14 protein-coding genes are annotated in these 11315 nt (G+C 66.9%); 9 read left to right on the top strand and 5 right to left on the bottom strand.

Going from position 1 to position 11315, the window contains the following annotated elements:
• Window positions 1–275: 275 nt before the first annotated feature.
• The 3 genes from AC1D1S_RS15135 to AC1D1S_RS15125 are packed head-to-tail and all read right to left on the bottom strand — an operon-like array spanning window position 276 to window position 3906.
• Complete coding sequence (locus tag AC1D1S_RS15135; protein WP_243182223.1) at window positions 276–1844, bottom strand: APC family permease; 1569 nt, start codon at window positions 1842–1844, stop codon at window positions 276–278.
• The gene (locus AC1D1S_RS15130; RefSeq protein ID WP_476994823.1) at window positions 1841–2884 is read right to left on the bottom strand and encodes an agmatine deiminase family protein; all 1044 of its coding nucleotides are present in this window, start codon (window positions 2882–2884) and stop codon (window positions 1841–1843) included. The genes AC1D1S_RS15135 and AC1D1S_RS15130 overlap by 4 nt, the downstream gene beginning before the upstream one ends.
• On the bottom strand, window positions 2881–3906 hold the full coding sequence (locus tag AC1D1S_RS15125) for a nitrilase-related carbon-nitrogen hydrolase (RefSeq protein WP_243182225.1): 1026 nt from the start codon (window positions 3904–3906) through the stop codon (window positions 2881–2883). The genes AC1D1S_RS15130 and AC1D1S_RS15125 overlap by 4 nt, the downstream gene beginning before the upstream one ends.
• A 229-nt stretch (window positions 3907–4135) precedes the next feature.
• Between AC1D1S_RS15125 and AC1D1S_RS15120 the strand changes: the two genes are divergently transcribed.
• The 3 genes from AC1D1S_RS15120 (at window position 4136) to AC1D1S_RS15110 (ending at window position 5992) form a co-directional block, all read left to right on the top strand.
• The gene (locus tag AC1D1S_RS15120) at window positions 4136–4630 is read left to right on the top strand and encodes a GyrI-like domain-containing protein (protein WP_279294500.1); all 495 of its coding nucleotides are present in this window, start codon (window positions 4136–4138) and stop codon (window positions 4628–4630) included.
• Window positions 4631–4823: 193 nt separating this feature from the next.
• Window positions 4824–5126, top strand: coding sequence for a DUF4193 domain-containing protein (locus tag AC1D1S_RS15115; protein WP_018775830.1), 303 nt, complete (start codon window positions 4824–4826; stop codon window positions 5124–5126).
• Window positions 5127–5482: 356 nt separating this feature from the next.
• Window positions 5483–5992, top strand: a complete 510-nt coding sequence (locus tag AC1D1S_RS15110; protein ID WP_243182235.1) for an AMIN-like domain-containing (lipo)protein — start codon at window positions 5483–5485, stop codon at window positions 5990–5992.
• 53 nt (window positions 5993–6045) lie between these two features.
• Here the strand turns inward: AC1D1S_RS15110 and AC1D1S_RS15105 are convergent, their stop codons facing one another.
• Window positions 6046–6303 (bottom strand): hypothetical protein, encoded by a 258-nt coding sequence (locus tag AC1D1S_RS15105; RefSeq protein WP_243182238.1) that lies wholly within the window; start codon window positions 6301–6303, stop codon window positions 6046–6048.
• On the opposite strand from AC1D1S_RS15105, the gene AC1D1S_RS15100 reads away from it, so the two are divergent.
• From AC1D1S_RS15100 to rox, 3 genes are all read left to right on the top strand, one after another.
• Window positions 6184–6546, top strand: coding sequence for a hypothetical protein (locus AC1D1S_RS15100; protein WP_243182236.1), 363 nt, complete (start codon window positions 6184–6186; stop codon window positions 6544–6546). The genes AC1D1S_RS15105 and AC1D1S_RS15100 overlap by 120 nt on opposite strands.
• Window positions 6453–6875, top strand: coding sequence for a phage tail protein (locus AC1D1S_RS15095; protein ID WP_243182226.1), 423 nt, complete (start codon window positions 6453–6455; stop codon window positions 6873–6875). Before AC1D1S_RS15100 ends, AC1D1S_RS15095 begins: the two co-directional genes overlap by 94 nt.
• 79 nt (window positions 6876–6954) lie before the next feature.
• A complete protein-coding gene (gene rox, locus AC1D1S_RS15090) occupies window positions 6955–8415 on the top strand; it encodes a rifampin monooxygenase (RefSeq protein WP_243182237.1) in 1461 nt (486 codons plus the stop codon).
• Window positions 8416–8429: 14 nt separating this feature from the next.
• Here rox and AC1D1S_RS15085 read toward each other — a convergent pair whose 3' ends face one another.
• Window positions 8430–9596: a cytochrome P450 gene (locus tag AC1D1S_RS15085; protein WP_243182227.1), complete on the bottom strand. Its 1167-nt coding sequence runs from the start codon at window positions 9594–9596 to the stop codon at window positions 8430–8432.
• 285 nt (window positions 9597–9881) lie between these two features.
• Here AC1D1S_RS15085 and AC1D1S_RS15080 point away from each other — a divergent pair, with 285 nt between their 5' ends.
• From AC1D1S_RS15080 to AC1D1S_RS15070, 3 genes are all read left to right on the top strand, one after another.
• Window positions 9882–10232, top strand: a complete 351-nt coding sequence (locus AC1D1S_RS15080) for a flagellar FlbD family protein (RefSeq protein WP_243182228.1) — start codon at window positions 9882–9884, stop codon at window positions 10230–10232.
• 51 nt (window positions 10233–10283) lie between these two features.
• The gene (locus AC1D1S_RS15075) at window positions 10284–10679 is read left to right on the top strand and encodes a sigma-70 family RNA polymerase sigma factor (RefSeq protein ID WP_476994822.1); all 396 of its coding nucleotides are present in this window, start codon (window positions 10284–10286) and stop codon (window positions 10677–10679) included.
• A gap of 165 nt (window positions 10680–10844) precedes the next feature.
• A partial coding sequence (locus tag AC1D1S_RS15070; RefSeq protein ID WP_476994821.1) for a Dps family protein occupies window positions 10845–11315 on the top strand: 471 nt, incomplete at its 3' end.

Genomic DNA, 11315 nt, shown 5'->3' with positions numbered 1-11315 from the left:
GAGGCGGGGGCAAGCGGTGTCAGGGAAAGCATCATGACCACAACGAGGAACAACGGAATTGATAGAGACCGGACGCGGTCGAATAGCAGCATAAAAATTTCCCCCAAATTGCCGCGCCCGGAACAGGCTGCGCTAGAGCCCGCGGAAATGCAGACAGCGTGAATCTAGCACGGGGAGATGTTCCTCAACATGCCTGGCAGCTCTGCGGGACACGGACGCACGCAAAAACCCGCCGGCTCCGAGCTCACCCGGGCCGGCGGGTCCTTGCTGGGAGGCTACTCCGGAACCACCAGGGCGGGGGTGTCCTTCCGGATGGTCTCGCCCCGGAAGAAGCCCGGATGCAGTTTCGCGGCGACCAGCATGATCACGACGCCGAGGGCGAGGATGCCGATCCCCAGAATGAACACCAGGCCCACGCCGAAGACCTCCGAGCCACTGCCGAATTCCGGTGCCCAGCTGTCCACGGCGGTCTGGAAGAAGACCACGGTGAGGACCAGGCCGCCCAGGACCGGGAACAGCAGCCGCATGAAGAAGTTGCGGACGCTGGAGAACAGGCTGTGCCGGAAGTACCAGGTGCAGGCGAAGGCAGTGAGGCCGTAGTAGAAGCAGATCATCAGGCCCAGGGCCATGATGGTGTCATTGAGGACGTTCTCGCTGACCACCTTCATGACGGCGTAGAAGCCGCCGGAGATCACACCGGCAATCACCGTTGCGAAACCGGGGGACCCAAACCGCTTGCTGACGGATGCGAAGCGCGGCGGCAGCGCCCCGTAGTGGCCCATCGCCAGCAGGCTGCGGGCGGGTGAGGCCATGGTGGACTGCAGGGACGACGCGGTGCCGGAGAGCACGGCCAGGGACATCAGGATGGCCAGCGGGCCCATGACGGGGGAAGCCAGTGCCGCAAAGATATTCGACTGGTTGTCCGGGTTGTTCAGGCCGATGCCGTCGGTTCCGGTKCCGGCAACCATCATGGTGGCCACGATCGCGACGAGGTATAGGGCCAGGACGGCGACCGCCGTCGTGGTTCCTGCCCGGCCGGCGGTACCCTTGCCGCCCTTGGTTTCCTCGTTGACGGTGAGGCAGACGTCCCAGCCCCAGTAGACGAAGACGGCCAGTGACATGCCGGCGGCGAACTGCTCGAAGCTGCCGATCTTCATCGGGTTGAACCAGTCCCAGCTGAAGGCGATCGCGGTGCCCGAGTCGCCCGAGGCGGCGTGGGTGAGTGCCATGACGACGAAGATGCCCAGGACGAGGACCTGGAATCCGACCATGGTGTACTGCACCAGCTTGGTGGCGTGCAGGCCGCGGTAGCTGACCCAGACGGCCAGTGCCACGAACACAAGGCACGTCACGATGTTTACGGCTGTGTTGGAGGTTAGGTCCGCGAGGTCCGGGTTATTGAACACCTGGGCCAGGAAGAGGTAGAAGAAGTCCACCGCGACGCCGGCCAAGTTGGACAGGACGATGATGTTGGCGGCCAGCAGACCCCAGCCGCCCAGCCAGCCGACGAACGGGCCGAACGCCTTCGTGGCCCACGTGAAGGTGGTGCCGCTGTCCGGTGAATCGGCGTTGAGCTCACGGTAGGCGAACGCCACCAGGATCATTGGGATGAACGCGACAATGAAGATCGCCGGCAGCTGCAGGCCCACGGCGCCGACGGCGGGTCCCAGCGAACTGGTCAGGCTGTAGGCGGGTGCCACGGAGGAGATGCCGAGGACGACGACGGCGAGCAGGCCCAGCTGGCCGCCCTTGAGCCCCTTGCCCGAGATGCCGTGCTTGGAACCGGCCGGATCGACGACGTCGTGCGTGATGGTGCCGTCTTCGCGGCCGATAGTCTGACTCATTGCTGACCCTTTTTCTGGGGGACGGATGGTTGCTGTTGGGTGATGCAGTGGATGCCGCCGCCGCGGGCGAAAAGCTCGCGGGCGTCGATGCCGACTACCCGGCGGCCGGGGTAGGCGTCGCCAAGGATGCGCAAGGCTTTTTCGTCCATCGGGTCGTCGAAGGTGCAGGCGATGACGCCGCCGTTGACCACCAGGTGGTTGATGTAGCTGTAGTCGACGAACCCCTCCTCATCCGTCAGGGTTTCCGGGGCCGGGACCTCGATGATGTTCCATTCGCGGCCGGCCGCGTCCCGGGTGGTGGCGAGGTGGCTGATGATGTCCCGGCACACCTCGAAGTCGGGGTGTGCCGGGTTCTGCTGGGAATGGACCAGCACGGTGCCCGGGGACGGGATGGCCGCAACGATGTCGACGTGGCCGCGCGTGCCGAACCGTTCCGAATCCCGGGTCAGGCCGCGGGGAAGCCAGACGACGTGGCTCACGCCCAGGGTCCGGCCCAGCTCGGCTTCGACGTCGGCCTTGCTGAGCCCGGGATTGCGGCCCGGATCGAGCTGGACCGTCTCGGTGACGAGGACCGTGCCTTCGCCGTCGACGTGGATGCCGCCGCCCTCGTTCACCAGCGGCGAGACAAGGTGGCTGGCCCCCGAGAGGGCCGCGACGGCCGACGCCACGAGCGCGTCCTTGTCCCAGGCGGCCCAGTCCTGGCCGCCCCAGCCGTTGAAGACCCAGTCGACGGCGCCGAGCCGGCCGCCGTCGTCGAGGACGAACGTGGGGCCGATGTCCCGCATCCASGCGTCGTTCAGCGCGGCGGGGACCACCTCGATATCCGGGTGGAGGTAGGCCGCCGCGGTCTGCACATCTGCCGGCGCCACCAGCATGGTGACCGGTTCGAATTCCACGACGGCGTTCGCGACGGCGGCCCAGACGGAGCGGGCGGCGTGGGCTTCTGCCGCTGTTTCGCCCACTGTGTAGCCGCCGGTGGGGAACGCCATCCAGACACGGTCCTGGGGCGCCGTTTCGGACGGCATCCGCCACGCGGTCATGCGGTGGCCTTGCTGGTGTCGGCGCCGATCGGGGCGTCGGGGCGTACCGGTTTGGTCAGCCGCCCGTACGTGTCCGGGCGTCGGGTGGCCAGGAAGGGGAAAAGCGTGAGCCAGTCCCGGCGCTGGTCGAGGTCGAGGTCCGCGACGAGCACCGCGGATTCGTCCCGCGGTGCCTGGGCGAGGATCCGGCCGTAGGGATCGGAGATGAAGGAGGAACCGTAGAAGTTCAGCGTGCCTTCGCTGCCCCAGCGGTTGGGGGCCACCATGAACAGCCCGTTAGCGATGCCGTTGCCCACGATGACCTGCTGCCACAACGGCTGGGTGTCGAAGTCGGGGTGGTCGGGCTCGGAGCCGATGGCTGTGGGGTAGACCAGGAGTTCCGCGCCGCCGAGGGAGTAGATCCGTGCCAGCTCCGGGAACCACTCGTCCCAGCAGGTGGGCATGCCCAAGCGTGCGCCGCCGAGTTCGGCGGGGGAGTGGACCTCGTAGGCATCGTCGCCGTCCGGGCCCTGGCGGAAGAATTTGTCCTCGTAGTAGCCTGCCGTGACGGGAATATGGAGCTTGTGGGTGCGGGCCAGGAGTTCGCCCCCGGGAGACACCAGGATGGCGGTGTTCAGGCCCAGGCCGTCGTCTGTGCCGTCCGGGTTCTCCGCCTTCTGGTACAGCGAAGCGTGGACGCAGGTGCCGTGCCTCCGGGCCGCGTCCGCCGCGAACCGGAACGTGGGGCCCGTGAACAGGTCCTCGGCGATGTCCGAGGGCCGCGGGCGCATGGTCCCGCCGCGGGCGGCGTCATTTTCGGGAAGCGTGTCCGCGGGGTAGCGGGACAGCGTGAGCTCGGGGAGGAAGACGACGGTGGCTCCCAGCCGGGCGGCGCGCCCGATGCCTTCGTCCAGTTCGGCGTGCAGGCCCGCGGCGTCAGGATGCCAGCGGTGCTGCACGACGCCGATCCGCAGTGCCGGCCGGCCGGAGGGCAGCGTGCGGGCGAGGGAGGGCGGGGTGTCGAGGGACGTGATTTCGATCATGGCTACTCCAGTGAGACGGGCGTCACATTAATGAACGTTGTTCATTTAGTTTGAGGGTGATGGCCGCACGGGGCAAGACCTAATATGAATAAAGTTCATTTATTTATTCGGGGTGGAACCCGCGCCGTCCCCGGGCGCCGGACCGCTACTGGACCACGGCGCGGACCTCCCCTGGGGGCGCGGGCCGTAAGGCCCTAGACCGTGGATTAGTCCCGGCAGAGTCTGGGGTATGACTCAAACGAACCCGGGGCCGGCCCCGGACATCAGGGCCGCCCAACTCAAGGAACAGCCCACGGCGGTGGTGCATGAGACAGTCCCGATGACTGCGTTGCGGGATTTTTTCGGCCGTGCCTTCGCCGCCGTCATGGGTGCGGTGCAGGAGCAGCATGTCCAGTTGGCCGGACCCCCGTTCGCGCTGTACCGCGGCATGCCGACCGACGTCGTCGACGTGGAAGCGGGGTTCCCCCTCGCCGCGCCTTTCACGAACCCCAGTGGCGCGGAAACGGCGGTTGTCGCCGGCACCCTCCCCGCAGGCCAGGCCTACGAGGCGATGCACATCGGTCCCTACGAATCACTGCAGCGTACTTACGGCGCGATCATGGCGCGGATGCGGCAGGACGGCGCGAGCCCGGGAGCAGCAATGTGGGAGTACTACCTCACCGATCCCGGCGTCGAACCCGATCCAGCGAAGTGGCAGACGCTCGTGGTCTGGCCGGTCGACTGAAATGCCGCACTCGAATGGCCCGACCACCGCGCGGAGGGGCCCCGCCCGGGGGCCGCTGCCCAGGTTTCCAGGGCCCGTCCGACTCATTCTGTCTGATAGGCCACACTATTGCTCTACTCCATGCATAATGTCCTAAACTGCTTCACTGAGGTGCCTGAAATGGCGCTGCGCAGCAACGAAAGTGAACCCCGATATGGCTACCGATTACGACGCCCCACGCAAGACAGAAGAAGAATCTCCCGCTGAGTCGCTGGAGGCCCTTCAGGCGTCCCGCGGCGGCGGCGCGCAGACCGCTGTGATCGACGTCGATGAGAACGACACCGCTGAAGGCATCGATCTTCCCGGTGCGGATCTGTCCGGCGAAGAGTTGACGGTCATTGTTGTTCCGGAGCAGTCCGATGAATTCACCTGCTCCTCGTGCTTCCTGGTCCGTCACAGGTCCCAGGTGGCCCTTGAGAAGAACGGCATGAAGTACTGCCGCGACTGCGAAGGCTAAAACCTTCCGGCAACAGCCAGGCCGTACGAAGCGCCGGACCCGCGAGGGTGCCGGCGCTTCGCCGTTCCCGGCCATGCCTGCCGCTGACGGTGTTATCTGTTCGTGAACGACCTTCACGAACAGGGTCCGTGCAATCCGTCCGTGACCAGCAACGGGCCACGCTAACGGTTGGGCGCCGAAACTGCGGAGAACCTCGCCCGCCGGGCCGGGCCCGCCTACGCTGAAAGCGTCTGGTCTGCGCTGACTGTTCCGCCAGCCCAAGGGTCAGGCAGCACCAGGGGGTGGCGGCCTTGAAGAAGACCCAGTTGAAGAAGATCCAGTTGAAAAAGGTCAACGCGTTGCTCGCGGCTGTTCTGATGGCCGCCGCGCTCGGGATTCTTGCGCCGGCGCCCGCCGCCGCGGACCCGTACTGCGGACTGGCCTGGGGGTCGCTGAGCAAAATGGATCCGGCCATGAGCCAAGCCAAAGTGGTGAACGTCCGCACCGGTCAGCACTACTGCTTTGACCGGCTGGTCATTGACCTCAACGGCCCCGTGGCCGGCTACAGCGTCCGCTACGTACCCGCGGTGGTGCAGGACGGGTCCGGCCTGCCGGTCCCGTTGCGGGGCCAGGCCTTCATTCAGCTCACGGTCAATGCACCCGCATATGACGACGCCGGCAATCCCACCTACAACCCGGCGAACAAGAGTGAATTGGCTGACGTGACCGGCTACCAGACCTTCCGGCAGGTGGCGTGGGCGGGCAGCTTCGAGGGCTATTCGACCATTGGCCTGGGGGTCCGCGCCCGGCTGCCGTTCCGGGTCCTGGCCCTGCCCGGGCCGGGCACCGGGTCCCGGTTCGTGGTGGACGTGGCCCATTTCTGGTGAGGCTGGTGAAGCCGGTCGCAAGGCAGGGCTGCGCGCCTTGCCGGGCGGGTCGGCTAGAGCGAGTTGAGCTCGGCCCGGAGCGGGAAGTCCCGGCCGTCGAGCACCCGCTGCGTGCAGTGCCCGGTGGCGCGGTTCAGAACGATCGGGGCCATGTGGCGTCCCTCGCCGAAGCGAAACCCGGAGACCTCTTGGTGAGCTTCGGCGGCAACCACATTTCCATCTATCTGGGCAACGGCAAGGCGATCGACGCCCCCGTGCCGGGTAAGACCGTCCAGATCCGCGATGCCTGGGAGCAGCAACCTGACTTCCATCCGGCGCATCGTGCCCGCAGGGGCGGCAAAGGGGCGCCTGCGTTCCGACGTCCGGCAGCACGTCGTCGCGTTAGCATTGGTCCCAACACGTCTGTCCAGGAGGGCACATGCCGTACATCGTTGACTTTGAGACCGTTTCTACCGCCGGCTTGGAATCATCCCCCGTCTCCGAGGCCCTCGCCGGGTTGCGCGCCAACGAGGCCCGCTATTTCCGGAATAAGTACGGCCACACCTTCACCGTGAGCCCCGCGAGCGAAGTTCCTGACGTGGTTGACCGGGTGAGCCGCATCCTCCGGGATGAACGCGAGATCGTGATCGGCTCCCGCCCGCTGGAGGCGACCGCCTTCGAAGTCGACGGTTTGCGGATGGCCTATGTTTTTTACGAGTCGGGGCTGTCGGTCAACGTCATGTACAGCATCGAGGACGGCGGGAAGAGAGCGGTGGGGTTCAAACTTGCCGACGGCATGGAAGTTCCGGAGGAATTGGCGCCGCGCTTCAAGTTCGCCCGCCAAAAGTCGAAGCTGGCGGGCGTTATTCGCGGCTCCTACTTCGTGATCAAGGGCGAGTACTGATCGGGCTCACCCCCGCATTTCAGGGTGCGGGACGCAGCCGGGCAATCCGGGAAGTGAGTTTCTGGGATTGGGGTTCCATATTTTCGACGTGATCATTAGCGGTGGCGGCCCGACGGGAATGATGCTGGCCAGCGAGTTGCGGCTGCACGACGTGGACGTGCTCGTGCTGGAGAGGGACGCGGAGCCGAGCCAGGCGGTCCGTTCGCTCGGCCTGCACCCGCGCAGCATCGAGATCATGGACCAGCGCGGGCTGCTGGACCGGTTCCTCGCCCACGGGCAGCGGTATCCCGGCGGCGTGGGTCGCTTCGCCGGGATCGACAAGCCCCGGCCGGTGAACCTGGACACCGCACACGGCTACGTCCTTGGCATCCCCCAGCCGGTCACCGATCGCCTGCTGGCCGAGCGCGCCGGTGAGCTCGGCGCCCAGATCCGCCGCGGCTGCGAGGTGGCATGGGTCGAGCAGGACGAGGACGCGGTGAGCGTCGAACTTGCTGACGGCACACGGCTGCGCTCGCGCTGGCTGGTCGGCTGCGACGGCGGACGCAGCCTGGTGCGCAGACTGCTCGGCATCGGCTTCCCCGGCGAGCCGGCCAAGACCGAGTGGCTCCTGGGCGAGGTGGAGGTGACCGCGGCGCCGGATCAGCTGGCCGAGGTGGCCGAGGAGGTGCGCAAGACCCACAAGGGGTTCGGCATAGGCCCCGCCGGAAACGGCCTGTACCGCGCCGTCGTGCCCGCGGCGGCCGTGGCCGAGGACCGCTCGGTCCCGCCGACCCTGGAGGAGTTCCGGACGCAGCTGCGGGAGTTCGCAGGCACCGACTTCGGCGTCCACTCACCACGCTCCCTGTCCCGTTTCAGCGACGCCACGCGGCTTGCCGAGCAATACCGGGTGGGCCGAATTCTGCTCGCCGGCGATGCGGCGCACGTCCACCCGCCGCTGGGAGGGCAGGGACTGAACCTCGGCATCCAGGACGCTTTCAACCTCGGCTGGAAGCTCGCCGCTGAGGTCAAAGGCTGGGCGCCTGACGGGCTGCTGGACAGTTATTACGCCGAGCGTCACCCGGTCGCCGAAGGCGTGCTGACCATCACCCGCGCCCAGAGCGAGCTGCTGTCCACCGAGCCCGGCCCGCAGGCCGTGCGGCGGCTGCTGAGCGAGCTGATGGACTTCGAGGACGTCAGCCGTTTCCTGGCCGAGAAGATCACCGCGATCGGGGTCCGCTACGACTTCGGCGAAGGACCCGAGCTGCTCGGCAGGCGACTGCGCGACATTCCTCTGTCGCGGGGCCGTCTCTACGAACTCACCCGCAAAGGCCGCGGGCTCCTGCTGGACCAGACCGGCGAACTCTCCGTGGCTGGATGGGAGGATCGGGTCGACCACGTCGCGGACGCCAGCGGGGAACTGGACGCGCCCGCGGTCCTGCTCCGGCCGGACGGCCACGTCGCATGGATCGGAGACGACCAGGACGACCTGCTCCACCATCTGCCGACATGGTTCGGGGCCGCCCTCGAGGGCACCGGAGACGATCACGATCGCCGCCCCTGACGCCGTGCCCGCCGTCAGGCAGCCTGCCAGGTCACGGGAAGCTGTTTCGCCCCGTAGACGATCATGCTTTCCATCCGCTCCAACTGCGCATCGGGGTCTACCGCAAGCCCCGGCAGCCGTGAGAGCACGGCCTCCAGCGCGATCCTGGCCTCCAGCCGCGCCAGGGGCGCCCCCAGACAGAAATGGATGCCCTGCCCGAAGGCGAGGTGACGGTTGGGTGAGCGTTCGACGTCGAACTCGTCCGGGCTCGGGAACTGCTCCCCGTCGCGGTTCGCCGAACCGATCCAGGCAATGATCGGCGAGCCTGCCGGAATGGTGCGGCCTCGCACGGTCGTGTCGACGGCTGAGAGCCGGTACATGGACTGGACGGGGGAGCGGTAGCGCAGCACCTCTTCGATGGCGTGCGGGAGCAGGGCAGGCTCGGCGACAAGGCGTTCCGCCGTGCCCGGTGATTCGGTGAAGCACAGCACCGCATTGCCGATCAGGTTGGTGGTGGTCTCGTTTCCCGCCACGAGCAACAGGCTGCAGAATCCCAGCAACTCGATGGGGCTGAGCTTCTGCCCGTCGATCTCGGCCGCGAGGAGCGCGCTGATCAAATCATTGCCCGGCCGGTGCCGCCGCTCCTCGATCATGCCCATGAAGTACTCCGCCATTTCCCGGTTGGCTGCCGTGTGGACGGAATCGTCGGCGCCCGGGCGGGTCTGGCTCACGATCACGTCGGACCACAGCTTGAACCGGTCCCTGTCAGAGGCCGGAATGCCCATGAGTTCGGCGATCACGATCACCGGAAGCGGATAGGCGAGCTGTTCGATCAGGTCCGTGGCGCCGCCGGCCACCGCTGGCTCCAGCAACTCGTCGGTCAGTTCCGAGATGCGCGGGGCGAGCGCTTCGACTGCCCGCGGCGTGAACGCCTGCGTCACGAGCGAACGCAACTGGCGGTGCCGCGGCGGGTCCGTGTTGACCAGGCTGGCGGCGAAGAGCTGGCCCGTTTCGGAGGGGTTGTCCCCGCCCATCCGGGAAGAAAAAGTGGCGTGTTCGGACAGGACCCGCTGCACGTCGTCGTAGCGGAACACGTGCCAGACGCCGGTGTCCGGGTCCTGGAAAACGGGTTCACTGTCCCGCATAGCTGCGTAGCGGGGAAACGGGTTCAACGGCTGCTCAAAATCCGGAAATGGCGCCACGGCTGGCCTTCCTGATGAGGCGGGCGGCCGTCGTTTCATGGCACTGGACCAACTGCACTGGACGAACTGCGGTGGAACAGGCGCCGAACGGGGCGGGCCGGGTGGCCCCGTCAGGTCCCACCCTAATACCGCGCGGCGGCCTTGGCACGGGGAATGTTGCTGCGCCGGCCGCCCCCGGGCACCGGCACCTTGGCAAGCCGCCTGACGACGGCGCCTGACGAAGGGGCCCCGGGTGCCGACAGTACGGAGGAGAACACCCTTCCCCTCACAGAGCAGAATCGGCCCATGGTCGTCGTCACACGCCTCAACGGAACGCGCTTCGCGGTCAATCCGGACCTCATTGAACGCATCCACGAGAGCCCGGATACGCACTTGGTGACGCTCGACGGCGCCGCCTACGTGGTGCTCGAAAGCCTCGCCGAAGTGGTCGAGCTCAGCGCGGAGTACCGGGCATACATCCTGAGCAAGGCCCGGGACTTTCCGGCCATCACCGGCTATCCCCTCAGCCTGGTCCGGACTGAAGACCCGGACACTGATCCTCGGGCTGCGGGTAGTCGTGGCCCTGGGCGCGGTGCTTGGCCTCATGTGGTTCCTGCAGCACCGGCTGGGCAACGGCACCGGACGGCGCCGGGCTGACCGCGCCTTGACCATGGTCAACCGGCAGCGCCTCGGGCAAAAGCCTCCGTGGTGGGCACCCTGGCCGCCGAAACCCTCACCCCGGAACACTCTGTGCTCGCGGACGAACGCCTCCAGTACCTTCGGGCCGCCGTGAAATCCCTCCCGGAACGGATGCGCTACGTGGTGGAGGAGATCTACTTCGGCGACCGCACGGTCAAAGACCTGGCCGCGGAACTCGGATCCACGCACGCAGCGGTGTCCCAGCGGCGTTCGGAAGCCATCCGGCTCATGCGAGACGGCCTGAGCGCCCACTACGCCGACGACCCCGAGCAGCCGTTCCACCCCCAGTCCAGGATTACCCCGCGGCGGCGCAACGACTACCTCACCCAGCTGTCCGAATCCACCTCCGGCGGCATTACACGGGCCGTGTTCCCGCGTGGGCCCTTCCTCAACGAGGCCGAATAAACCGCCCCAAAACGGTTAGTAAGCCGACTTAGTAAGCTGACCGAGAAATTCCTCCCAGAAGCATCGCGGCCCGCCGCCGCGCTGCGGTAGCGTCGGAAGCATCGGCCGGGGTGCCAGCAATGGCATGCGCGGCCCGTACGGCACCGGTTCTATCGAGGAGGATTCATGAAAGCATCACCCACATTGACGACCAACCTGCAGGCAGTACTGGTGGACCTGATCGAACTCCACGTTCAGGGCAAGCAGGCACACTGGAACATCGTCGGGACCAACTTCAGGGACCTTCACCTCCAGCTGGACGAGATCATCGACGCCGCCCGGGGATTCGCGGATGACCTCGCCGAGCGCATGCGTGCCCTTCACGCCCTCCCGGACGGCCGTAGCTCCACGGTTTCCAAGTCCACCGCACTGGCCGAGTTCCCGAGGGGCCTGATCAACACGAAGGACGCCATCGAGCGGATTGTCGCCGCGCTGGAGGCGGCAGTCGGCACCATGCGCAAGGTCCATGACGAAGTGGACGAGGAAGATCCCACTACCGCGGATCTGCTGCACGAGTTCATCGCCAAGTTTGAGCAGTACGCCTGGATGGTGAATGCCGAGACCATGCGGGCCACGGCCAGCGTGACCACCCCGGAC

The organism is Arthrobacter sp. P1_A5 (assembly GCF_056406825.1).
This window is presented reverse-complemented; position numbering and strand designations above follow the sequence as displayed.

Excerpts from the sequence above, each read along its gene's own strand:
- AC1D1S_RS15115 (WP_018775830.1), top strand. The coding sequence starts at position 4,824 with ATGGCTACCGATTACGACGCCCCACGCAAGACAGAAGAAGAATCTCCC.
- AC1D1S_RS15120 (WP_279294500.1), top strand. The coding sequence starts at position 4,136 with ATGACTCAAACGAACCCGGGGCCGGCCCCGGACATCAGGGCCGCCCAA.
- AC1D1S_RS15105 (WP_243182238.1), bottom strand. The coding sequence starts at position 6,303 with ATGGAAGTCAGGTTGCTGCTCCCAGGCATCGCGGATCTGGACGGTCTT.
- AC1D1S_RS15080 (WP_243182228.1), top strand. The coding sequence starts at position 9,882 with ATGGTCGTCGTCACACGCCTCAACGGAACGCGCTTCGCGGTCAATCCG.
- AC1D1S_RS15125 (WP_243182225.1), bottom strand. The coding sequence starts at position 3,906 with ATGATCGAAATCACGTCCCTCGACACCCCGCCCTCCCTCGCCCGCACG.
- AC1D1S_RS15110 (WP_243182235.1), top strand. The coding sequence starts at position 5,483 with ATGGCCGCCGCGCTCGGGATTCTTGCGCCGGCGCCCGCCGCCGCGGAC.